Genomic DNA, 23,218 nt, shown 5'->3' on the forward strand with positions numbered 1-23,218 from the left:
TGCTTTGTAATAGGACGGGGCAGCAACCATCAGTGAAAGGAGCTTGATTATGACAACACCCTATAAGCATGAACCCTTTACGGATTTTCAACGGGAAGAAAATCGCCGGGCCTTTGAAGAGGCGTTGAACAAAGTAGAAGCATCTCTAGGACAGGACTACAGTCTTGTGATCGACGGAGAGCGGATTTCAACGGATGAAAAGCTCGTTTCCGTGAATCCGGCGAATAAAGAAGAAATCATCGGAACGGTGTCCAAAGCGAACCAAGAGCTGGCGGAGCAAGCGATGGAAGCAGCATCCCAAGCCTTTAAAAGTTGGAGCAAATGGGATCCGGCTGCACGGGCGGAAATCTTATTTCGTGCCGCGGCCATCGTTCGCCGCCGCAAGCATGAGTTTTCCGCTCTGCTGGTGAAGGAAGCGGGCAAGCCGTGGAAAGAAGCAGATGCAGATACGGCGGAAGCTATCGACTTCATGGAATATTATGGGCGTAAAATGTTGGAGCTGAAAGACGGGAAACCGGTAAACAGCCGAGAAGGCGAAATCAACCGATACATTTATCAGTCGATCGGAGTGAGTGTCGTCATTCCCCCGTGGAATTTCGCCTGTGCGATCATGGTGGGAACGACTGTAGCTCCGCTGGTCACCGGAAATACAGTCCTGTTGAAACCGGCTGAACCGACACCGGTTATCGCCGCCAAGTTCGTAGAGGTGTTGGAGGAAGCCGGACTTCCCAAAGGGGTTGTCAACTTCGTCCCCGGTGATCCGGTGGAAATCGGTGAATATCTGGTGGACCATCCCAAAACCGCTCTGATCACTTTTACGGGCTCCCGCGCAGTGGGAACGCGAATTTATCAACGGGCGGCTGTGGTTCATGAAGGTCAAACCCATCTGAAACGCGTGATCGCCGAAATGGGCGGGAAAGATACCGTCGTGGTCGATAAAGAGGCGGATCTTGATTTGGCGGCGGAATCGATCCTCGTGTCGGCATTCGGTTTTTCCGGACAAAAATGTTCTGCCGGTTCCCGGGCTGTGATTCATGAAGATGTTTATGATGCCGTTTTGGAGAAAACGGTTCAATTGGCCAAAGAACGGACCGTCGGTGATCCGCGCTCTCATGACACGTATATGGGGCCGGTCATCAATCAAAAGGCCTATGACAAAATCACTCGCTACATTGAAATCGGAAAAGAGGAAGGGCGTTTGGTAACCGGCGGCGAGGCGGATGATTCCAAAGGATATTTCATTCAGCCGACGATTTTTGCCGATGTAGATCCGAATGCCCGGATCATGCAGGAAGAAATCTTCGGGCCGGTAGTCGCCTTTTGTAAAGCCAAGGACTTTGAAGAAGCGATCGATATCGCCAATAATACGGAGTACGGCTTGACAGGGGCGGTCATTTCCAAAAACAGTGAAAATATCGAACGGGCGAAGCGCGACTTCCAGGTTGGAAATCTTTATTTCAACCGAAATTGTACCGGAGCGATTGTAGGCTATCATCCCTTTGGAGGATTTAAAATGTCCGGAACCGATTCCAAAGCGGGCGGACCGGATTATTTGATCCTCTATATGCAACCGAAAACCATCAGTCAAATGCTGTAACCGTATGACGGCAGTCCCTTCACTCAAGGGATTGCCGTCAATTAAAATAACGAAGGAGGTAAATGGATGGAACATGTAGTCGTCCTATCGATCGGTATCTATCTAATGGGGATGTTAACCATTGGCTATTTCGCTTATAAAAGGACTTCTGATTTGTCCGACTATATGCTCGGGGGACGAAGTCTGGGGCCGATGGTTACGGCGTTAAGCGCCGGAGCATCGGATATGAGCGGCTGGCTGTTGATGGGTTTGCCGGGTGCGATGTATGCCACCGGATTGAGTAGTGGATGGATTGCAGTCGGGTTGACACTGGGCGCTTATTTCAATTGGCTGTATGTGGCTCCGCGGTTGAGAACGTATACAGAAGTGGCCAACAATGCGATTACGATTCCTGACTATTTGGAGTACCGTTTTAAAGACCGGTCCAGAATCTTGCGGGTGGTTTCCGCGCTCGTCATCTTTGTATTCTTTACTTTTTATACTTCGGCAGGAATGGTTTCCGGCGGCGAACTTTTTAAAAATTCCTTTGAAATGGATTATTTGTGGGGGGTATGGATCACGGCCGGAGTGGTCATCGCGTATACCCTGTTCGGCGGTTTTCTGGCCGTCAGCTGGACAGACTTTGTTCAGGGAACGATTATGTTTATCGCGTTGATTCTCGTTCCGGCCGTGGTGATTATGGAAGGAGGAGGCATCGAGGCTACATTCGATGAAATCCGCACGGTCGATCCGACATTGCTGGATGCGTTCAAAGAGACCGGCGGTCTGATTGGCCTTTGTTCGCTGTTGGCGTGGGGATTGGGCTACTTTGGTCAGCCGCATGTGATCATCCGCTTTATGGCGATCCACTCCGTCAAAGAAGTGAAAAACGCTCGCCGCATTGGAATGGGGTGGATGATCTTCTCCGTTGTCGGTGCGATGTTTACCGGTCTGGTCGGCATTTCCTACTTCAGCCAATCCGGCCGCTCATTGGACAACCCGGAGGCCGTGTTTATCGTGTTATCCCAAGTTCTGTTCCATCCGTTGATCATGGGTTTCCTGCTGGCTGCCATCATGGCTGCTATCATGAGCACGATTTCGTCTCAATTGCTGGTGACGGCCAGCGCCTTGACGGAAGATTTTTATAAGGCGTTTTTCCGTCGTTCCGCTTCAGATAAAGAGCTGGTTCTGGTTGGACGCCTCTCTTTGTTGGGAGTTTCTCTACTCGCCCTCTTCTTGGCGTTAAACCCCAATGAAACGATTTTGAATCTGGTCGGTTACGCATGGGCCGGATTTGGTGCCGCCTTCGGGCCTGTTGTGCTGTTAAGCTTGTACTGGAAGCGCATGAACAAATGGGGGGCCTTGGCCGGAATGGTGAGCGGTGCAGTGACGGTCATCGTCTGGGAGCAAATCGAAGCCTTTGATGCAATTTATGAGATCATTCCCGGATTCATCGCCTGTATGATCACGATTATCGCAGTCAGTCTGTTGACAAAGAAACCGACGGCCGAGATGGAATCCGAGTTTGATCAAGCGGTCACTTCCATTTCTCGCAAATAGAAAGAAAATAAAAACCCTCAATCATTTTGCGTTAATTTTAATACAATTAAATCAATTTTTGAGACAGTCCGTTCTCAAAATCTCCTATTCTGATAGGTTGAATCGGCGGCATGTTTTTTCTGTCCTCAAAGGTGGAAGGTAGGATAGAGAACTCATGGACAGGAGGAATGGTGATGAAAGCAGTCGTACATGATGGTCCCGCCGGATGGGACGGTTTGAAAACAAAAGAGATGAGAGAGGCATCAGCAGGTTCCGGTGAAGTAAAAGTCCGGCTGAAAGCATCGGGTTTAAATCACAGAGATATTTGGGTTTTGTATCGACGGAAAGAAACGGACAGGCCGGTGATTCTCGGCTCCGACGGCGCCGGGGTTGTTGAACATGTGGGCGAGGGAGTGGAAGGCATCCGAGTCGGGGATGAAGTCGTCATCAATCCCAGCTTGGGATGGTCCCATACTTCTGATGCACCACCGGCGGGATTTGATATCTTGGGATCCCCTACACCGGGAACCTTCGCTGAAAGTATCGTAGTTCCTGCAGAAAACATTGAGAAAAAGCCAGCCCACCTCGATTGGGGGGAAGCCGGTATTCTCCCCCTGGCGGCGTTGACGGCGTATCGGGCCCTGTTTACCCGTGGGCGGTTACAAGCGGGGGAACATGTACTGATTCCCGGTATCGGATCCGGTGTGGCGACCTTCATCCTTATGATGGCTAAAGTGGCGGGAGCCCGGGTTACCGTCACATCCCGAAGCGAGGAAAAGCGAAATAAAGCCTTGGAATTGGGGGCCGATGCCGCCATTGACAGCGAAGGGGATTGGCAAAAGAGCATGAAGGACGATCAAGCGGATTTGATTATCGACAGCGTCGGTCCGGCTACCTTCGAAAAAGCCTTGGGGCGACTCAAATCCGGCGGACGTTTCGTCAACTTCGGGGCTTCTACAGGCGAATCGGTGAAGCTTCCGCTGCGTCCTTTTTTCTATGGGCAGTTTAATCTTTTGGGGACAACGATGGGGAGCGCCGAAGAGTTTCGGAAAATGCTTCGTCTGGTTGAAACACATCAAATCCGACCGGTATTGGATCAGACCTATCCGCTGTCCGAAGCTTTGCAAGCTTTCCAACGAATGAAAGACGGAAAGCAATTCGGGAAAATCGGTTTGAAGATCGATTAAGAATGAAACTTCGGGGTCCGGTTTTTTCACCGATGAAGGGAAAACCGGACCCCGCTTTTTGAATCAGGTCCTATCCGGTATGAGGCACAATAGGACAGCAAATCATATATTTCTTAAACCTTCCATACAACTAATAAATTCAAACTATATAAAATATTTTTCCAATATACAGTGAAACACATCAAAAAATCATATAAAATAGCGAAGAGAAAGTCACCACATGCTTAGGAGGCCGTGATGAAAACGTTTTTTAAATTCGGATGTCTGTCCATGATTTCTCTCATCGTATTAGCTATTTTTGTTAGTCTATCCAACGAATCCTGGGGTATACAGGGAACCGCTGAACTTGTCCGTGTAGTTGATGGCAACACCTTGGAAATGAAAATCGACGGAGAGCCGAAGAAAATCGATCTGGCCCTGATCGAAACACCGGATCTGGTTTCCGATGACCCTTATGCCCAGAAAGCGGTTCAACGTCTAAAAAAAATCTCCGACCACGGAGATTATCAGCTCTACTATAAAGCCAACAAAGGCGAAAACGGGAATTATATCGGATTTGTCGGCGTTGAGGGCGAGGTGAACCTGGGGATGGTACAGGAGGGATGGGCCAAAGTCAAGGTACCAAAGACCGGAGAGTGGGACGAGGATACAGTTCAAAAATTTTTGAATGCGCAAAGCAAGGCTAAAAAAGCCAAAAAGGGTATATGGAAGTACGATGGATATGTCAAGAAAGACGGATATGACAAAGAAGTGGGCATCAAGGCCTTTGAAGAAGAGGAAGCGGCTCGGGAGCGAGCTGAAGCAAAGGCCAAAAAAGCCGAGGAAGAAAAGAAAAAACGGCCACAAATGATCGAAAAACAGATTAAAGAAACCCTTGATTCAATCAAAGATCAAGAAAAAGGAAAAATCAGTTCGATCCATTTTGAAGGGACCTCGGGGAAAAAATGGGGAGAACCCGGTAACCACCTAAACGTTACGGTCTATGTCAATGAGGAATTCTGGGCTTCCTCTAGTAGAGGCCGAAAATCCTCTTTTGTTCATGTAAATGGGTACAAGATTGAAAGGGAGATCGACCAATTGGGCTTTTTGGACAAAGGAACCAGTGTTACTAATGTCATTTTTCGCAGTGATGAAGTAAAGGATCGATTGGCTGTAGAGAAAATTGGAGATGGATGGAAAATAAAAAGATGAGAAAAGCGGAGGATGGTTGGTATTATTCCCGAATGCCGATGCCGCCCGCCTAACCAATATTGTGTAATAGACCCAGTTAAACCGGGTCTATTACCATCATAAAGGAGAATCACATTGGAGTATTACCCGCATTTGATAACAGGCTCTGAAGTGTGGCATTGTGATTATTCCTATATATAAAGAGATTTCAATTTTTTGTAAAAAACTAAGAACCCTTCATCTTAACAGAAAAAAGGGTCTAAACCAAATTTTTCATTGATTGCGTACTATAAGGCCGAAATGCCGTGTTGTTTCTAGAGTTAGCCTCGAGGATTTTTTGTTAGTACGTAGTGTTATACCTGCAACACCTTTCTCCTCTGGGATGGGAACGCATCACTTTGACGGGGGACTATGTTTGGAATCTAAAGCAGAGCATTGACATTAACAACTTGCGGTCACTGCGGGAGAAAATTGTACTAACGAAAAGTAGGGTGAACAATTAGGGGTGCCCCGGGCACCAAAAAATCCGGCTCCCTATCGTACAGGATGCCGGGTTTTTGGTACCGTCGATGGCCTTAGCGTACAATTTTCTTTTTTCGGTAGGTGACCCCTATAGAGGCACATTTTATTCTCTGAACGATCTTTTTAATTTAAGGGTTGACATACCGGACAATGACATATAAAATTTATCTTGAATTAAAGATGAATGAATTAAGGATTTGATGGTGATGAAGCGGTATAATGAAAAAGATTTGTCATTAAAATCATTTATTGTTCTTTCTCGTGCGAATCATGCTGTGGAAGAAAAAATTAGAGAAGATATTCGTAAGCATGGGTTAAATACCACAGAATTTGCCGTTTTAGAATTGCTTCACCACAAAGGTGACCAACCGATTCAACGTATCGGAAAAAAGATTTTGCTTTCAAGTGGCAGCATTACTTATGTTGTTGACAAATTAGAAGAAAAACAATTGCTAAAACGCATCAGATGTCCCGAGGATCGACGGGTTATTTATGCCGGGATCACAGACAAAGGCAAGGATTTGATGAATGATATTTTCCCCAAACATAAAGAAGCCATTCAAAGCATTTTTGGGGAATTGAATGACAGTGAAAAGAAAACATTGATTTCATTGTTAAAGAAGTTAGGACTCTCTTTGAAAAACAAATAAATTTTTTTAAGCATTTATCCTTAATTCGAGATAAATGGAATAAAAATAAATTTGAAAGGGACAATATTGAAAATGAAAAAAGCAACGGCAGGCATTCACCACATTACCGCGATTGTAGGGGATCCGCAGGAAAACGTTGACTTTTACACCAGCGTTCTAGGTTTAAGGTTGATCAAAAAGACCGTGAACTTCGATGATCCGGGCACATACCATCTCTATTTTGGAAATGAAGGAGGACAACCCGGTACCATTATGACCTTTTTTCCCTGGGCGGGAGCTCCCCGGGGGCGTATTGGAGCTGGCCAGGTTGGCGTGACAACATTTGTCGTACCTCAATATGCCCTGAATTTTTGGGAGAAACGCCTTTTGAAATTCAATGTGTCAGTTAAAAGAGAAACTCGTTTTGGGGAAGAATTTCTCCAATTTGAAGATCCGCACGGCCTTCATCTTGAAATCGTTGCTCGGGAAGAGGGACCAAAAAGTGAGTGGGAATTTGACAGTGTGACACCGGATGTTGCGATTAAAGGATTTGGGGGTGCGGGCTTGCTTACCGCTGCTCCTTATAAGACGGCAGACCTACTTGAAAATGTCATGGGAATGGAAAAGGTCGGCCAAGAAGAAAATTATTTGCGGTTTCGATCTCATGGGGATTTAGGCAATGTCATTGACATTCAATTAAAGGCAAGCCCTAGAGGCGAGATGGGCGCCGGTACCGTGCACCATATTGCCTTTAGAGCGAAAGATTTTGACGACCATAAAGAATGGCAGAAACATGTTGCCGAAAATGGGTACTTCCCGACAGATGTAAAAGATCGAGATTATTTCCACGCAATTTACTTCCGTGAACATGGCGGATTGTTGTTTGAGATTGCAACGGATCCACCCGGATTCACACGTGATGAGCCATTCGAAGCTTTGGGGAAAAATTTAAAGCTTCCGAAATGGTTAGAAACCTATCGCTCACGAATTGAAGACGTTCTTACACCTATTACAGTTCGAGGAATACAGGGGTCTTGATCATGAAACACATTTTTCACAAAGGTGCGTACTTAGAAAAAACCAACTTTTCTTTTGCTACATGGTACTGGAGGAACAGAGACGGATTTATTACCGGTCGCTGGAATGATTGATGATACAGCATCCATTTTAGGTGTGCGTGGAAATGTAAGTGAGAACAGTATGCCGCGATTTTTCAAACGTTTGGCTGAAGGTGTATTCGATGAAGAAGATCTTATGTTACGAACAAAAGAACTCGGGGATTTCCTTAATAAGGCTGCAAATGACTACGGATTTGAACGAAATAATGTAGTGGCCATTGGCTATTCAAATGGGGCAAACATTGCTGGTAATCTGCTCTTTCAGGATCCGAAGGCCTTAAAAGGCGCTGCATTGTTTCATCCCATGGTTCCACGCCGGGGCATCGACCTGCCTGACTTATCTGGCACACCGGTCTTTATAGGGGCAGGTATAAATGACCCGATCTGCAAACCAGGAGAAACAAAAGAATTAGCTGGAATGTTAGAGAACGCCGGGGCAACCGTGGATATTTATTGGGATAACTACGGCCATCAATTGACGCGGCAAGAGATTGAAAAGGCAAAGAACTGGTATGTTCAAACGTTTGAGTGAAGGATGGTTTCATGAAATCCGTCAATCCGGGAACATTAAGCGAAAGAGAGAATTACAAATTTTTGATTGGGAGCATTATCCCAAGGCCGATTGCTTTTGTAACTACTCTATCTGAAAAGGGGGTGTTAAATGGCGCGCCGTTCAGTTTTTTTAACGTGGTCACTTCACAGCCACCGATGATTTCTGTGTCGATTCAACGTAAAAACGGACAACAGAAAGATACGGTTCGAAATGCTTACTTTCAAAAGGCATTCGTGGTGCACATTACCGATGAATCATACATTGAAGCCGTAAATCAGACAGCGGCCAATCTAAAGCCTGATGAAAGTGAAATTAAAGCGGCAGGCCTGACTCCTGTCAAAAGCGAAATCATTGATGTCCCGGGTATTCACGAGGCGAAAATTCGATTGGAATGCCGGTTGGAAAAAGTGATTTCGCTTGGCGAAGAGGAGACCAGCTGTGATCTCTTAATCGGCAGGGTTGTCTGTTATCATATTGACGACAATTTATATGACAATGGACGGATCGACGCTGCCCTTTTCAAGCCGGTCAGCCGTCTTGCAGGAAGCAATTATGCAAAATTAGGGGAAGTCTTTTCCCTGGTGAGACCACAGTAGTATTTAGAGTGAATTACGTTTATGGCGGTGTAACACATGGGCATATTAGATTTATTTAGAAAAGATAATAAAAGGAGCGACTCAACAATGGGAAATGTAAAATTAGCAGTGATTTACTACAGCTCAACGGGTACGAACTATCAAATGGCCAAGTGGGCTGAAGAAGGCGCCAAGCTAGCAGGTGCCGAAGTGAAATTGGTTAAGGTCCCTGAACTTGCACCGGAAGCCGCGATTGAGTCTAATCCGGCATGGAAAGCCCACATGGATGCAACGAAAGATGTACCGGAAGTAACGTTAGATGACCTTGAATGGGCTGATGCTTATATCTTCAGCATGCCGACGCGTTTCGGAAATCTTCCGGGACAGATGAAACAATTTCTGGATACCACTGGAGGACTTTGGTTCAAGGGAAAACTCATCAATAAGGTTGTCAGCGGTATGTCCTCCGCTAATAATCCGCATGGAGGCCAGGAAGCTACGGTTAAGAACCTTTATACAACCATGATGCACTGGGGTGCCATTATTGCAGCTCCTGGATATACAGATCCAGTAACTTTCGCCTCAGGTGGAAACCCTTATGGCACAAGTGTGACGGTTGATCAGGACGGAAACATGCAAGAAGATGTACAGGATGCCGTCAAACATCAAGCCAAACGGACGGTTACTATCGCTTCCTGGGTGAAACAGGGGCAACAATAATTCATCTCTGCATTCCTTGAAATGTGGAGAAATAGGATTCTCCACATTTCAAGGCAATAAATTTTTTTATTCATTTATCTTGAATTAAAGATAAATGAAATGATGATAATTTCATTAGTACACCTAAAGGTTATTGATAGTGTGCTACAAGGACTCATGATCTACTAAAAAATCGCGACTCTGTACTAAAGAGGGTGATACATGGATTGGGAGATTGAGTTACCATGTTACCCAAACTACTACAAAAATATTTTAAAGGGAGAGGTAAATAGATGAATAAGAGGGTTAAAAAATTAATGGTATTAGGTGCTGTCTCAGCGATGGTGCTAGGTACAGTAGGAAATGGAGCATTACCGATTAATTCTACACAAGCAGCAACAAGTGAAGTGAAGAAGGTGGACAATAAATCTACAAATAATATATTAACTCCTTCAAATCACACGTTATTAATGATTGACCATCAGCCGCAAATAGCTTTTGCGACTAAGTGGGGATAGTCCGAGATACGTGTAATATATACAGTTTGGATTGAGTATTTGTTCTAATTCATATCCGAACCCCGTCATGATCGACGAGGGTTCGGATTTTATACCAGCATTTCGGCAGGGGTTTCTGGTAGGATTAATTCCGGTTCCGGCGGTTCCGGTGCATTGTCCATATCGATGATGTAGTCCCCGAAGCGCTTGATGTGACTGGTCATATAGGGGCTAAGGGCGGCAACGGCTTCACTATCGAACCCGTAACCCTCTTTGGTCAGCTCTCGCAAAACCGTGGTTAGGTCTGCGACGTTCTGAAAAATGACGGCGTTGGCCACCAGGTCATTGTATTTTATCGCCTTTTCCTGCTCCTCTGGATCGTTGTCGGCGATCACGCTCTCACCGCCGAAAAAGAGCCATTTGGAAAAGCCGTTGTAGGCTTCCGCCTTGTTTGTGGTAGCTGTGATTTGTTGACGCAGTTCCAGATCGGAAATGTACTCCAAGAGGAACACCGTCCGTACCACCCGGCTCAAATCAACTACGATTCCGATGGCTATAGCCTGACGTGGAGCTATAAATACACTGCGGTGAGCAATCTGTAAATTAACAAAGGGCCCGCTTTGGCGGGTCCTTTGTTAATGATCGTTTTTATCCTCGATCAACAGTCCATACAGACCGATATTCAACCCAGACCAAACTCCTGCATCTAATCCATATTCGGTAAAATAAATGAACATAGAAAAACGACTTTCTTCCAGAGTGGCCCCTAATTTTGCTTTTGGTTGCTGTACCCGTAATCCGGTCAAATCAGAAGGCGGACATCCTCAACCTTCCGTGCAATTTTCCCACCAGATATGCCACTGTTCCACCACACAACCACAGGTCATCACATTAGATGCTTAACAAACACGCAGGAGGCTAAAAACACAGGAACCCTCTCCGCACCATTGTTATTTCTTGATGCAACCGGTGATCGTCCAGGTCAAACAGGTAGCCCAGAAGCATGGCCCGAAAAGCTACCTCAGGATCGATCGAATTGTGAATGTTTGTTATATATTTTTTAATTTAGAAGGAATATAATCAACATTGCCAAGTTAGAAGATTGGAAAGGTCGCAAAATTAAAGCCGCTAAGGAGGTCGCAACTTGAAGAAATCCGTTGCATTACTTTTTGACCTTGGTGTTGAGTGTTTTTATGATATCTGTGCCGTCTCATGCTCAAACGGGTGAACAAGCAGATCGGTATCAGAAACACATCATCGTAAAGTTTAAGGAAGGAACTCCAAACTCGGAAAAAGCGAAAGCCCATCGTCAGAATCATGCGACGTTAAAAGACCGGAATAATCATCCGGCGATAAATTTTGATCTGGTTGAGGTCAAAGGAAGTAAGGAGTCCGCAATCAAGCGATATAAAGAAGACTATTAAAGGCTACGACTTCGTTCAAAACGACTGGGATCCCTCCGACCAAAACGGGCACGGGACGCATGTCGCCGGAATCGCCGCTGCAGAAACCAACAACTCGATTGGAATCGCCGGGATGGCTCCTGAATCCAACATCCTCGCTGTTCGGGTTCTAGATGCCCAGGGTTCCGGATATCTCAACAATGTCGTAAAAGGGATCATTTACGTCGCTGACCAAGGTGCTGAAGTTATTAACCTTTCTCTCGGTTGTAATTGTGATACTCAGACACTGGAGGATGCCGTGGATTACGCCGGGAGTCGACATCGTTTCCTCCACTCCTCATAACCAGTATCAGTATATGAGCGGAACTTCGATGGCTTCTCCGCACGTCGTGGGCCTTACGGGACTATTGGCTGGTCAAGGGCGTACCAATAGCGAAATTCGTACAGCTATCGAGAACGGTTCCGACAACATTTCAGGGACGGGTACTTATTTACAACACGGACGGATTAACTCATATAATTCCGTCAACTATTAATCCGGAAGTAACAGCGACAGCTCCTGATCGGTCCAGTGACCCCTAATCTTCTGGGGCTTTCTGCACTCTCCCCCCATGAAGGTACAAACCGACATAGCTGCAAAAATGCTGGCCTAATCAAAAAGCCCTCCGGGGAACATTCCCCGGAGGGCTTTTCGTTACGAGGGGTTTATCCCATTCCATAATAAGTGCGGTTCTACGATGACGCTTGAAGGCTTTCCGACACGGGTGCTCCATCAACCCTTTGCAGCCCCGGCTTTCCGTTTTCCACCACAAAAGTGGCCCATGTGGCGATTGGGGCATCGGGTTTTGTCACGTATGGAAGAACACGATAATCGGTCTGCCAAGTGTCACGGGTCACCGTACAACGCACGCACATAGAGCACTTTCGCTAAGGTGTTTGCCCAGTTATTCCCACACTAACTGTATATATTGTACGTACCTCGGAGTGCCCCCTTCATAGACCCATTTATAAGGAGTTGGACCAGGTCTGTTGATTGGGCTTCTCCATCCGTTGATCGTCGACATATCCACGATCATAGACAGAAGTTCCCTCATCGGTTCGGTTCGCACGGCTTCCGCTTGATATAAAGTCTGGTTAGCCACGTTCAAACAAACATGAAGCTTGATTCCAGCGGGTACGGGATTTCCTTGCTTTTTTAGACAACGTCGTGTGATCGACGGAAACGATATACGCGTTGATTGCAAAGATGTTCTTCACATTCACGGTAATTGTTCCAATCTCCCGACCGTGGCTAAAGTGATGAATTTTCAACCACTCGAAAACCGTAAACTTTCTGGCAGGGTCCCGATATCCATGTTTCTATTGAATCTGATCCAGATCTTCGGGTTGAATGAACGATTGCAAAGCACGGATCCATGTGGTACTTTTACTCATAAGAGCACCTCTCTTGTGGGTAGACTTGGTCGTTGATCCCATTATACAAGAGCGGGCTCTTCTTTTTTATCCTAAACTTTGGTTAATCGACAGACCTGTTATTGGAAAATTGTTTTATCGATGGGTTGTAATTAGTGTTTATGACCAGCTTTCCCAGTATCCTTCTGGATCGATGTTCGCCAGCCGAATCCATCCGTTTTGAACTTTTTGGCGGAACGCGGGATCATGATCTACTAATCGTTCCACATACTCTCGTGGTGCTTCGATCACCACCAGCAAACGCAGAGGAGCATGATAGACCTCCTGATCCGATTGCATCACGGATTGCCAAGGAAGTCCGGCTAACAAGTCACTGGCGTTCCCCTGCATAACACCGAGACCTGCTGTAACTGTTTGGGTAGCTTTATTCCCGCTGCCATAATAATGAGGTGCAACGGTAGACGCGTAATACTGTAGGTTAATCCATTGGGCAACCGTCGCTGGCCCAGCGATAATGTTAGCAAGCAGGGTACCGTCTTGATCCTCTTGCCAGTCGTAGTTGTGCAGAAAGGCCCTCCCCCCCAGATTACACTCCTTGGTTAGCTCACGGCGACCGATGATAAACTCGGCGTTATTTGCCAACCCCCATTCCGGACGTACCTCACTCCAATCTTCCGCAAAGCGGTGTGCCTCAGCCTTCGGATTTTTGGGACAAGATTCGAAGTTAGGTAATTGTGATAAACGCTCTTCATTTGCATCGTGACTAACTTTCGGTAACGCAGCCTGGATACGATCAAATACTTCTTGAGCTGGTTCTGAAAGCCTAGGAACATACAGCCAATGTAATTCATCAAGCGTCGTTACATGTTCGGCGGCAACGAAAACCGTGTCTTCGGGAATCGAAATTCCCTCAGTTGCAAGGGCCTCCCTTACCTTTGGAAGATTAGCCAAAGCTGCTAGAACCCGCGCATTGAATCCGCCCGATGCCCCTCCGCAAGCACCGCAATCCAGCGCAGAGGCATAGGGATTGTTAGTGCTGTAGCTTCCATGCCCGCAAATAACCACTAATGGAGCGAAATGATTGGTGAGCCCCATCATTCTGAGAGCTTGTCGTACATAGTGCACTTTCTCTTCTTCCGAAAAACCAACCGGTAACTCCGTTTCCGAGGTGTGCATGTGGTCGAGTGAGAGTTCCGTCGAAGGTTTGCGCAACCATGCTTCTCGGAGTTGACGGAAGGCACGACCTGCACTGCGTGGAACAAAGCTCCTCGCCAACATTTGCAGACTTTGCCAAGGACCACTTACCTCTGGCAACAATAAGCTGGTAAGCAGGTTTTGTTTCATCGTTTTAAACGTGTAGTTAAGTGAATGAGCAGCCTGTCGACGTTGTTCGTATTGTTTCAGTTCAAACGCAGACGAAGACTCCTTTACTCTATGTTGCGGTTTGAGTATGACCGGCAAGGAGGAATGGGTATGTTCACTGCCAAGTTCGCTTGTCTCAATAGGCAGTCCGAAAAAACCAGCCATTCCATACGTTTCAAAAGGACCTGCTTTTTCTAGTTGGCGACGAAAAGGCTCTGAACGTACATCAATACAGAATACAAATTGTGCTAACGCCGGCTTTACCTCGCCTGATACAGGAGGTTTCGATCTAATCATCTCGCTTAATTGATCTGCGTGTGTTTGTTCCCAGGCTTCCAGCCAGAGCCGCCTGGTAGTCATCTCATCAAAACGATAAGCGAGTATCAATCGTGCTTTTTGTTCCGTAGAAGACAACTGCGACCAAGCTTGGATTGGCAGGTCACCCCAATGGGCCCAAGCCGCAATCAGCGGAACTAGAGGCACTTTATCCTCGTTTTTTTGCTTAGGCAAGGGCAGATAAGGTTTGAGTAAGGCCCACTCCAGTGAAATCCGAACAGCTAGATATTCTGTTAGAAGTGAATTTTCTTGAGTTGATTGTTGCGAACGCCAGAGCATCATTCCTGCCCACCCTGGTAAGGAAATCAAATGCGCTTCAAGATAGTCCTGTATCTCTGAATGAGGAATTTCAAGTGCAAACAATGCTTCTTTAAGAGCAGTATTCGCCTCTTGCGGCCAATCTTTTAGTCTCTGACGTTGCTCATGACTAAGTGCTGGATCGTACAGAACTAGTCGGTGCCACGCACGATAGAAACCCTCCTCGCGATTTGGCAAAGACCAGGCTGCCTGGGACTCATCCAAGAATAACTTACACCACTTAATTAAGTGATGATCCAGAGTATGAGCCACCCTCTCACCGCCCTGCTTTTCCAAACACAGGCTTAATGGTTTTAGTGAATGTTTCTCAGTATCCAGAGGCTCCAGATCACTTAGTTTCTCTACCAAGCACTTTAACCCTGGTGTTGCCAATAGGTTCGAAGGCAGATCATCTCGCTTAAGTGCAGCCCGACAGAATCGCTCTGCCACCTCGCGTGGCAAATCAAGAGATTGTGAATCAAGCCAACGTTGAAGCGCCATTTTCAGGAAAGCCTCATCAATCTCACCTCGGTTCTGCGCAGCGTGTATCATAGAAAAACTAGGATATATTTCCACATCACGAGTATCTTTGAGCCAGCGTGCCACCTGTTCAAATGATTGTCGTTCAAGCCCCATCCAGGGATTACGTGCCGCAAACGTAGCAATGGGCCAAAGCGGTGCAATAGCTCGACTGGCTGACTTCACTAAATCGTTAATGTCGAGGTCGGGGGAATCAGGAGTCAAATTTTCCTTTGTTCTTTTGGGTAATGTTGATGTTACATTCATCGTTAATTACCTCCTCGTGCAAGGTATTGCGCAAGATAGTTTGGATGACTTTCGATCGAAACAGGATGAGGATCACCCAGTCTCACGAGCCAAAGATAAATCACAGCGAAGGCAGCAGAAGAACGATTACGAGCTAACCACGCCCCTAAAGCACTACCGGACAACAAGATGAACAGAACCAAAATGGCCGCCGGCATAGGTGGTTGTCCACCTTGACGAACCGTTTCATACAACACTCCAGTTAAGGCGTCATAGATGATGCTGAACACTATTACCGCTCCCCCTAACAGGGAAAATCCCGCCATGCGCCCGATACGTCCATGACCAAAAGCGATGAGTTGTGTCCAAACAAACGACAGTGACCATCCCAAGATGAGGGAACTAATTAATTGATAACCATCTCCAGGAGCCGTTAGCCAAAAACCAATCCCCACTAAGAAACCTAAAGCAGTTCCTGCGATTTTCCATAAAAATGACGATCGTTGAGACGTGCGAGACGTTGCCTCGTAGCGACGTACCGCGGAGCCGGCCTGTAAGAAAAGGGCGGCTTTGAATAGGCCATGTAACACGAGATGAATAATGGCCGCTACATAAGCACCTAATGCACACTGAATGAGCATAAACCCCATCTGCGCAATTGTAGAGGCAACCAATTGGCGTTTATAATCAACTTGGACCAAAATAATTCCAGTTCCTAGCAAGACTGAGATACTAGCCAGCATAAGCAAAAAGATCTGAGCTAAATCGCCATTAAAAAGAGGTGCGAATCGAGTCAGCATAATTCCGCCGGCATTCACTAAACCCGCATGCATAACCGCGGAAACAGGCGTCGGAGCAACCACCGACTCTAACAACCAGCGTTGGAAAGGCCATTGTGCGGCTGGAATCACCACTGCTAATACCAGCAGCAGGTTCACCCCGGTTCGCTCCCATGAGCCAAGTTGTGCCAGACCGTCTTTGGCCAGCACATGGGATAACTGCCAGTGTCCCGTTACTTGCGTTAGCCAGACTATCCCTAACAACAAAATCAGCCAACTCAGTGCAAACAGACGACCGGAAAGTGCAGCAGCGGTTCTCGCCACTTGCCACTCTCTGTTTAACCCTATGAGCAATGTTAGTCCCAGGAGTGTAGCACCCCAGCAAACCAATAGCCAACGAAGATCATCACTTAGCCAAGCAACTGAAGCAACACCTGTAGTGAGTGTCAAGAGCGCAAAATATTTTCGATAAGAGCGATCACCGAGTAAGTAACGTACTGAGTAACGCTGTACGACTAAACCTATCGTAAGAACCAAAAAAGCCATCAACCAAGCTAGGGGATCAAGACACCAAGGACCAAAAATGATATTCGCATCGGTAGTGACAAGGGCCAACAAGGCGACCAATACGGGAAGTGCGATGATGCCCACGTGAATACGGACAAAACTTAACGGAACCCGTGGATGTAAGAGCAATAACGCGCTTAGTGCACAAACAGCAAGTGATATAAAAAAAGATGTCAACATTGACAAAGAATCCAACCCAACTTCCCCCAAGCAAAAATGATTTGACTATCCAAAGTGTGTATTCAATAAAAAAACCGGTATATTCAACAACCAATGGTGTATGTTCCATCCATTGGCTTGAATGATACCGGTTTACCTTCAACCCATTTTTCATGTTTTGAAGATCTCCCGTTGCTTTTATGACAATTTCTTTTGCAAATCACTTGATAATTTAAAAATCATGATTCGTTCACCGGTGCGCGTACTAATATCCGTGTGAAGACTCAGCATTTCTTCACCGGTCAAATCCTCTATCAGTTGGCCCAGTTTTTCTCGACCAGATTCCACTAGATCAGAACGAATTTTTTTTACCGACAATAATCCTTCTTTTGTGTCACAAAGTTTGTATTCGGCAGGTGTAAGAATTCCATTTAAAGAAACAACAACCATATCCCTGAGAATATCTGTTTTTACCGACACGGAACCTCGTCCTAAATAATCTTTTTCCCATTTCGTTAAAGATTTACTTATCTCAGCTTCCAATGATCCTTTTGTCCATTTTGTATTGTCCAATATTACTGCCTCCCGAAAAAAAGACGGTACATTTCTTTTCCCTATATAGAATGGGAAAATGAAATATACCGTCTTATCATAATCTTAGCCTCAATCGTTCAGTACTTTTTCACACAGTCAATTAAAATAAAAATTAACTGCCTGCTAAAGTACGATTAAAGAAGAGGCCACCATTACTAATCTGACGGATTATGTTGATGTATATTATAGCCATTGCTGTTTATCCTGTCAATGCTGAACTATCAAGATGAGGTACGTCTATGAATATTGTAGGATTATCTCTACAGCATGAAAAGGTAAACAGGAAGGAGGCTGTAGAGTTCTTGTATCGACTCGATAACTTAAGACATTATTAGAATCCGAATTAGTGTAGTTGTTCTCTCATCAGTCAGGAGGAATAATAACTGTTTTGAAGGGTGAATTGATTCTACCAATAAAATTTTTGAAGGTGACTCAAAGGGTGTTATCTAATAAAAATTTATTCGGTACTTCCGCGCGATTTTCCGACTTATGACTTGATAAACACGCAATTAGTTAACACGTGTTTTCCACACAATAATCCAAATACCCAAATAATGTTACGAATGTCTTTGTACCTGGTGTGGTTACGGTAGAGGAGCTCCGATTTTTTCAACTCAATTAATTTTTAGGGAGCGTGTCACTTAAATGAAACTCAAGTTGACGGTCAATTAACCATTGAACTAACAGGGGGAAACCCTAAAATGAATGCTTTGACCATTACAGCATTGCCTTCGGAAAAAAAGGGCAACCATCCAACCATTTATATAGCGAGTGATTCAACGGCCCAAACATACAGCGGGTATTGGAAACCACAAGCAGGCTGGGGACAGATGCTCCCATACTTTTTTCATCCGGATGTGTCGGTTCAGAATCATGCGATAGGTGGCAGGAGTACGAAAACCTTCTACAATGAGGGACGAATGGATACGATTTTACGCGAAATAAGGCCGGATGATTATTTGCTGATCCAATTCGGCCATAACGATGCTACCGAATGGATTCCGGAACGTTATACACCGGTGGATGAATACAAGGAATACCTGAAGGATTTTGTGGAAGGAGTGCGCCAACGGGACGGGATCCCCGTTTTAGTTACCCCTGTGGGGCGCCGTGATTTTAACAAAGATTCCGGTGAATTCAATGTTAGTTTTCCGGAGTATGTGGAAGGAATGAAAGAGGTCGCTGTTGATTTGGATGTATTGCTTGTCGACTTGAGTACCTTAAGTCGACATTTTTATAATGAAATTGGTCCGGGCGCCACCCGCGACATTTTCTTACATGTAGAACCCGGCATTTATGAGGCTTTCCCTGATGGAGCCGCTGATGACACCCATTTTCAGGAATACGGGGCTGTCCGAATTGCTGACCTTCTCTCCGAAGGGATTGCCAACCTTCATACACCCTTAGCCGATTACACCGTCGATCCTTACAACAGCCTTTCTCAGCTTAGCGAAGCATTTGTGGGAGGTGAAGGGCTGACCCGTTCTTTGAAGAAAAAATTACAGGAAGCCAAGAAATCTGATGAAGAGGGGAATTACAGCGCACGAGACCATCAGCTTGATTCCTATATCAACCAGGTTGAAGCCCATGCCGGGAAGTTTATATCGCAAGATCACGCGGATATCCTGATCAAGATGGCCGAAAAGCTGAGAGAAGAAAAATAATAGTAGAACTAAGCGAAAAGGACCAGTCCATCACTGGTCCTTTTTAATCACCCGTATCACTCTATATATTCATATTATTACGTATAATCCACTTGAGATGCATGTGTTTTTTGAGGGTTAAAAGGAAATAAATAGGATCTCAAATTTTCGTTTTAAGGGCTTTTTATTTTTTATCGAGTGGTATAGGACCTAAGTGTTTTCCCTTTTATTGGTTCATCGCAATTGAATAATCATGATTCAGAAAAGAGAAAGTGGATATCGTTTCCTCTCCTTATTTATGTTTTAATAGAATGAAAGAAAGAAATGAAAGAATGGAGAGGTGAGATATGAATCATCCAACTACACACAACAACAAACTCTCCACGGAATTCCGGGAAGTATTGGAAAAGGCGAAAGATTACACCCGTCAAGCAAAGGCGAGCAACACGACAAAGAGCTACCGGGCGGATTGGAATGATTTTGACGCTTGGTGTCGGGAGAGAGGGGTGTCTTCCTTGCCCGCTGATCCGCAGACGGTGGCTCTTTATTTGACCGATTTGGCTGATCGGCGAAAGACTTCCACACTACAACGTCGACTGTCGGCGATCAGCCAGGCACACCAGGCCGCAGAGTACGACCCGCCGACGAACGGTTACCTGGTTCGTTCCGTGTGGGCCGGGATCCGGCGGACCAAGGGAATGTATCAGGAAGGAAAGGATCCGATTCTAGTCGATGATCTCCGTCAAATTGCGGAGGCCTTGCCGGATACGCTGGCCGGAAAACGGGACCGGGCGTTGCTGTTGGTCGGTTTTGTCGGAGGTTTTCGCCGTTCGGAACTGGTCTCCATCGACTGGGAAGATATACAGACGATCCCCCGCGGAATGGTGATTCTGCTCCGACGTTCCAAGACGGACCAGGACGGAAGAGGGGAAAAGGTGGGAATTCCCCGTGGCTCCCGCCCTGAAACCTGCCCGGTACGGGCGCTGGAGTCATGGGTGCGTACGGCGGATATCACCGCCGGCCCCGTTTTTCGACCGATTAACCGACACGGTCAGGTCCGAAACCGACGCATGACGGATCGCTCGGTTGCATTAATTGTGAAAAAATCGGTAGAGCGGGTTGGGCTGGACCCGAAACGTTTCGCCGGTCACAGTCTCCGTTCCGGAATCGCCACCTCTGCCGCCATGGCCGGCAAGGATGAACGGGCCATTATGAAACAAACCCGGCATAAGTCAACGAATATGGTTCGGCGATACATACGGGACGGGGAACTGTTCAATGACAACGCCGCTTCGGATATTGGATTGTAGAAGTTTAGTTCAACGAATAGAATCAAGTTTTCCCTTTTTATAAAAAGGAGGTGGGAAAGCCACCTCCAACTGACGGGATTAGATTTTTGAATATTTAGAACGATAATGAATTTTCTTTCAGTAAGGTATACAAGAAAGAAAATTCATTTAAAGAATATCTGCAGCGACTGAATCAATTTTATGTCATCTTAAATGGTCAAGATTGAAAAGCGATTAACAAATACTCGCCAGTTGTTCAGATTCGAAAGTTTTATGTACTTCAGAGCATAAAACCCTTGCTTGATTACGATCAACCCCCCACCCCTAAGGTAACAAAAGAATGATTTTGTTACCTTAGGGGTGCCTTAAATTGACCGGATCACATCTGCTAAGGCACAGAATCAAGAAGTTACAATGAATCTAACGACGACAGCTAGGGGGAATCGCTATCTGAGTAAGTAACAGCAAAGCGGGGATAACCATTCGGCATCCCCGCTTCCAGTCCTCCGTTATTATGTTTGGTTCCACACTACTATCCGAAATACCGGCATTATTAACAAGTATGTCTAACGTTCCATATTCTTTTACCGCTGTGTCAATCATGTTCTCGATATCCCAATTTTGTTACATTGACTTTTACCACCTTAGCTTTTCCTCCATGACTGGCGATTTCTTCTTTGACGGTTTCTGCACCTTCAACATGAAGATCAGCTAAAACCACTTTTGCCCCTTCTTTTGCATACAATTCCGCAATGGCTTTTCCCATACCGGATGCTGCTCCTGTGACGACTGCTACTTGACCTTGCAGTTTCATCAAATACCTCCTTGTACTGGATAGCGAATGATTGGTATCAAGGCCAACCGGTTCGGAGTTCATACTCGACGTGCCGTAGTTTAGCAAAAAAAGCTCGGATCATAGCCTCTAGACTGTCTCGGTTTATAGATTTCGTGACGCGTGCCTCCGTAACTTTTAAAGCTCCCGGAAGACCGGGTAGCGGCATCTGTTCAGGGAATCATTTTACAACGTTTGACTATACAGTACCATAAACGACCATCTTTATTAAGATCTATACGCTGCGTCTTTGTCTCTAAAATATGTCTAAACATCCATAATCCATGTAGTATAGCGGCGAACGGTAAAAAGGAGATCGGAAGTGGCCACGACTTTAGTCGCGAGGCTTAGACTGGTATACTAGTAGGAGTCTAAGAAGCTGTTTGGAGGGCGAACGATATGATCGTAAAACCAAAGTTTAAAGGATTTATCTGCACAACGGCACATCCGGCCGGTTGTGCACACCATGTGGCGAAACAGATCGAATATGTGAAAAGCCAACCGTCCATCGAGGGACCCAAGCGTGTCCTGGTGATTGGATCTTCCACCGGCTACGGACTGGCTTCCCGAATAACCTCTGCTTTTGGCGCCGGAGCCTCCACCATCGGTGTCTGCTTCGAGAGACCCGCTTCGGGTAAACGGACCGCCACCGCCGGATGGTACAACACAGCAGCCTTTGAAGAAGCCGCTCACAAGGAAGGCTTGTACGCCAAAACCATTAACGGCGACGCCTTTTCGCAGGACATCAAGCGTCAAACCATGGATCTCATCCGCCAGGATTTGGGACAGGTGGATCTCGTGGTTTACAGCCTGGCATCACCGAAACGAGTTCATCCTATCACTGGCGAAAAATTCTCTTCGGTAATCAAGCCCGTTGGGGAGCCGTTCACCAACAAAACGGTCGACTTTCACACCGGCGACGTATCTGAAATCACCATCGAACCCGCCACTGAAGAGGAAATCCGGCATACGGTGGCCGTCATGGGCGGTGAGGATTGGAAAATGTGGATCGATGCTTTGCAGGAGGCGGATTTGCTGGCCCCCGGAGCAACCACCATCTCCTATTCCTACATCGGTCCGGAGATCACCCATGCTGTCTACCGGGAAGGAACGATCGGCAAAGCCAAAGACCATCTGGAAGCAACCGCCCGGGAACTTCGGGATCAGCTCCGGAATCTGAACGGACGGGCCTACATATCTGTCAACAAAGCCCTGGTCACCCAGTCCAGCTCCGCCATCCCCGTTGTTCCGCTATATATGGCTCTGCTGTTTAAGGTGATGAAGGAAAAGAATTTGCACGAAGGATGTATTGAACAGATGCATCGCCTGTTTGCAGACCGGCTGTATGCCGAAGACACCCCCGTCGATCGAGAAGGACGGATCCGGATGGATGACCGGGAAATGAAAGACGAAATCCAGGAGACCGTCAACCGATTGTGGAAAGAAGTGAATACCGATAATATCAACCAACTGTCCGACTTGGTCGGATACCGTACCGATTTCTTCCGCCTCTTCGGTTTTCAGTTCGACGGAATCGACTATGAGCAGGATGTGGATACCGAAGTGGCAATCGCCAGCCTGAAAGGTTGACGTTGATTCACAAAAACCCATCTCCTTTTAAGGGAGATGGGTCACCTGTTTTTAGATTGTTCAACCCCGAATATTTGAAAGTACAAACCCCACAGTTTGACTCAAACTGTGGGGTTTGTACTTT

The 23,218-nt window shown here is 46.2% G+C and carries 18 protein-coding genes and 3 pseudogenes; 16 read left to right on the forward strand and 5 right to left on the reverse strand.

Going from position 1 to position 23,218, the window contains the following annotated elements; translation table 11 throughout:
- The first annotated feature begins 49 nt into the window (after positions 1-49).
- From pruA to CHM34_RS00840, 10 genes and pseudogenes are all read left to right on the forward strand, one after another.
- Positions 50-1,597: an L-glutamate gamma-semialdehyde dehydrogenase gene (pruA, locus tag CHM34_RS00795; protein WP_094262685.1), complete on the forward strand. Its 1,548-nt coding sequence runs from the start codon at positions 50-52 to the stop codon at positions 1,595-1,597.
- A 66-nt stretch (positions 1,598-1,663) separates the two neighbouring features.
- Complete coding sequence (gene putP, locus CHM34_RS00800) at positions 1,664-3,136, forward strand: sodium/proline symporter PutP (protein ID WP_094262686.1); 1,473 nt, start codon at positions 1,664-1,666, stop codon at positions 3,134-3,136.
- Positions 3,137-3,309: 173 nt separating this feature from the next.
- On the forward strand, positions 3,310-4,302 hold the full coding sequence (locus CHM34_RS00805) for a zinc-binding dehydrogenase (protein WP_094262687.1): 993 nt from the start codon (positions 3,310-3,312) through the stop codon (positions 4,300-4,302).
- A gap of 237 nt (positions 4,303-4,539) precedes the next feature.
- The gene (locus tag CHM34_RS00810) at positions 4,540-5,493 is read left to right on the forward strand and encodes a thermonuclease family protein (protein ID WP_094262688.1); all 954 of its coding nucleotides are present in this window, start codon (positions 4,540-4,542) and stop codon (positions 5,491-5,493) included.
- Positions 5,494-6,200: 707 nt separating this feature from the next.
- Complete coding sequence (locus CHM34_RS00815; RefSeq protein WP_094263056.1) at positions 6,201-6,644, forward strand: MarR family winged helix-turn-helix transcriptional regulator; 444 nt, start codon at positions 6,201-6,203, stop codon at positions 6,642-6,644.
- A gap of 72 nt (positions 6,645-6,716) precedes the next feature.
- Complete coding sequence (locus tag CHM34_RS00820; RefSeq protein ID WP_094263057.1) at positions 6,717-7,661, forward strand: ring-cleaving dioxygenase; 945 nt, start codon at positions 6,717-6,719, stop codon at positions 7,659-7,661.
- Between the two features lie 2 nt (positions 7,662-7,663).
- Positions 7,664-8,273 (forward strand): annotated as a pseudogene (locus CHM34_RS00825) (alpha/beta hydrolase).
- An 11-nt stretch (positions 8,274-8,284) separates the two neighbouring features.
- Positions 8,285-8,890 carry a flavin reductase family protein gene (locus CHM34_RS00830; protein WP_094262689.1) on the forward strand — a complete coding sequence of 202 codons (606 nt, stop codon included), beginning with the start codon at positions 8,285-8,287 and terminating at the stop codon, positions 8,888-8,890.
- Positions 8,891-8,926: 36 nt separating this feature from the next.
- Positions 8,927-9,589, forward strand: a complete 663-nt coding sequence (wrbA, locus tag CHM34_RS00835; protein WP_094262690.1) for an NAD(P)H:quinone oxidoreductase — start codon at positions 8,927-8,929, stop codon at positions 9,587-9,589.
- Between the two features lie 272 nt (positions 9,590-9,861).
- Positions 9,862-10,086 (forward strand): hypothetical protein, encoded by a 225-nt coding sequence (locus tag CHM34_RS00840; protein ID WP_094262691.1) that lies wholly within the window; start codon positions 9,862-9,864, stop codon positions 10,084-10,086.
- Between the two features lie 89 nt (positions 10,087-10,175).
- On the opposite strand, the pseudogene CHM34_RS00845 reads toward CHM34_RS00840, so the two are convergent.
- A pseudogene (locus tag CHM34_RS00845) lies at positions 10,176-10,598 on the reverse strand (Tn3 family transposase); the annotation flags it as partial.
- A gap of 660 nt (positions 10,599-11,258) precedes the next feature.
- On the opposite strand from CHM34_RS00845, the gene CHM34_RS20315 reads away from it, so the two are divergent.
- The 3 genes from CHM34_RS20315 to CHM34_RS19715 are packed head-to-tail and all read left to right on the forward strand — an operon-like array spanning position 11,259 to position 12,004.
- Positions 11,259-11,489 carry a S8 family serine peptidase gene (locus tag CHM34_RS20315; protein ID WP_439116301.1) on the forward strand — a complete coding sequence of 77 codons (231 nt, stop codon included), beginning with the start codon at positions 11,259-11,261 and terminating at the stop codon, positions 11,487-11,489.
- The gene (locus tag CHM34_RS19710) at positions 11,434-11,811 is read left to right on the forward strand and encodes a S8 family serine peptidase (protein ID WP_240511832.1); all 378 of its coding nucleotides are present in this window, start codon (positions 11,434-11,436) and stop codon (positions 11,809-11,811) included. The genes CHM34_RS20315 and CHM34_RS19710 overlap by 56 nt, the downstream gene beginning before the upstream one ends.
- On the forward strand, positions 11,762-12,004 hold the full coding sequence (locus CHM34_RS19715) for a S8 family serine peptidase (RefSeq protein WP_240511802.1): 243 nt from the start codon (positions 11,762-11,764) through the stop codon (positions 12,002-12,004). Before CHM34_RS19710 ends, CHM34_RS19715 begins: the two co-directional genes overlap by 50 nt.
- 1,036 nt (positions 12,005-13,040) lie before the next feature.
- Here the strand turns inward: CHM34_RS19715 and CHM34_RS00855 are convergent.
- From CHM34_RS00855 to CHM34_RS00865, 3 genes are all read right to left on the reverse strand, one after another.
- Positions 13,041-15,662, reverse strand: a complete 2,622-nt coding sequence (locus CHM34_RS00855; RefSeq protein WP_094262693.1) for a DUF2309 domain-containing protein — start codon at positions 15,660-15,662, stop codon at positions 13,041-13,043.
- Positions 15,663-15,664: 2 nt separating this feature from the next.
- Entirely contained in the window at positions 15,665-17,197 is a 1,533-nt protein-coding gene (locus CHM34_RS00860; protein WP_439116297.1) for an NADH dehydrogenase subunit 5, read from the reverse strand.
- Between the two features lie 147 nt (positions 17,198-17,344).
- Positions 17,345-17,719, reverse strand: coding sequence for a Na-translocating system protein MpsC family protein (locus tag CHM34_RS00865; RefSeq protein WP_094262694.1), 375 nt, complete (start codon positions 17,717-17,719; stop codon positions 17,345-17,347).
- A gap of 722 nt (positions 17,720-18,441) precedes the next feature.
- Between CHM34_RS00865 and CHM34_RS00870 the strand changes: the two genes are divergently transcribed.
- A complete protein-coding gene (locus CHM34_RS00870; RefSeq protein WP_094262695.1) occupies positions 18,442-19,404 on the forward strand; it encodes a rhamnogalacturonan acetylesterase in 963 nt (320 codons plus the stop codon).
- 326 nt (positions 19,405-19,730) lie between these two features.
- Positions 19,731-20,693 carry a site-specific integrase gene (locus CHM34_RS00875; protein WP_094262696.1) on the forward strand — a complete coding sequence of 321 codons (963 nt, stop codon included), beginning with the start codon at positions 19,731-19,733 and terminating at the stop codon, positions 20,691-20,693.
- A gap of 477 nt (positions 20,694-21,170) precedes the next feature.
- Here CHM34_RS00875 and CHM34_RS00880 read toward each other — a convergent pair.
- A pseudogene (locus CHM34_RS00880) lies at positions 21,171-21,486 on the reverse strand (SDR family NAD(P)-dependent oxidoreductase); the annotation flags it as partial.
- A gap of 417 nt (positions 21,487-21,903) precedes the next feature.
- On the opposite strand from CHM34_RS00880, the gene fabV reads away from it, so the two are divergent.
- Entirely contained in the window at positions 21,904-23,094 is a 1,191-nt protein-coding gene (fabV, locus tag CHM34_RS00885) for an enoyl-ACP reductase FabV (RefSeq protein ID WP_094262697.1), read from the forward strand.
- Positions 23,095-23,218 lie beyond the last annotated feature (124 nt).

Source organism: Paludifilum halophilum, assembly GCF_002245355.1.
GTDB classification, from domain to species: Bacteria; Bacillota; Bacilli; order Thermoactinomycetales; family DSM-45169; genus Paludifilum; species Paludifilum halophilum.

Excerpts from the sequence above, each read along its gene's own strand:
- CHM34_RS20315 (WP_439116301.1), top strand. The coding sequence starts at position 11,259 with ATGATATCTGTGCCGTCTCATGCTCAAACGGGTGAACAAGCAGATCGG.
- pruA (WP_094262685.1), top strand. The coding sequence starts at position 50 with ATGACAACACCCTATAAGCATGAACCCTTTACGGATTTTCAACGGGAA.
- CHM34_RS00815 (WP_094263056.1), top strand. The coding sequence starts at position 6,201 with ATGAAGCGGTATAATGAAAAAGATTTGTCATTAAAATCATTTATTGTT.
- CHM34_RS00810 (WP_094262688.1), top strand. The coding sequence starts at position 4,540 with ATGAAAACGTTTTTTAAATTCGGATGTCTGTCCATGATTTCTCTCATC.
- fabV (WP_094262697.1), top strand. The coding sequence starts at position 21,904 with ATGATCGTAAAACCAAAGTTTAAAGGATTTATCTGCACAACGGCACAT.
- CHM34_RS00870 (WP_094262695.1), top strand. The coding sequence starts at position 18,442 with ATGAATGCTTTGACCATTACAGCATTGCCTTCGGAAAAAAAGGGCAAC.
- CHM34_RS19715 (WP_240511802.1), top strand. The coding sequence starts at position 11,762 with ATGCCGTGGATTACGCCGGGAGTCGACATCGTTTCCTCCACTCCTCAT.
- CHM34_RS00805 (WP_094262687.1), top strand. The coding sequence starts at position 3,310 with ATGAAAGCAGTCGTACATGATGGTCCCGCCGGATGGGACGGTTTGAAA.
- putP (WP_094262686.1), top strand. The coding sequence starts at position 1,664 with ATGGAACATGTAGTCGTCCTATCGATCGGTATCTATCTAATGGGGATG.
- CHM34_RS00875 (WP_094262696.1), top strand. The coding sequence starts at position 19,731 with ATGAATCATCCAACTACACACAACAACAAACTCTCCACGGAATTCCGG.
- CHM34_RS00840 (WP_094262691.1), top strand. The coding sequence starts at position 9,862 with ATGAATAAGAGGGTTAAAAAATTAATGGTATTAGGTGCTGTCTCAGCG.
- CHM34_RS00820 (WP_094263057.1), top strand. The coding sequence starts at position 6,717 with ATGAAAAAAGCAACGGCAGGCATTCACCACATTACCGCGATTGTAGGG.
- CHM34_RS00855 (WP_094262693.1), bottom strand. The coding sequence starts at position 15,662 with ATGAATGTAACATCAACATTACCCAAAAGAACAAAGGAAAATTTGACT.
- wrbA (WP_094262690.1), top strand. The coding sequence starts at position 8,927 with ATGGGCATATTAGATTTATTTAGAAAAGATAATAAAAGGAGCGACTCA.
- CHM34_RS00830 (WP_094262689.1), top strand. The coding sequence starts at position 8,285 with ATGAAATCCGTCAATCCGGGAACATTAAGCGAAAGAGAGAATTACAAA.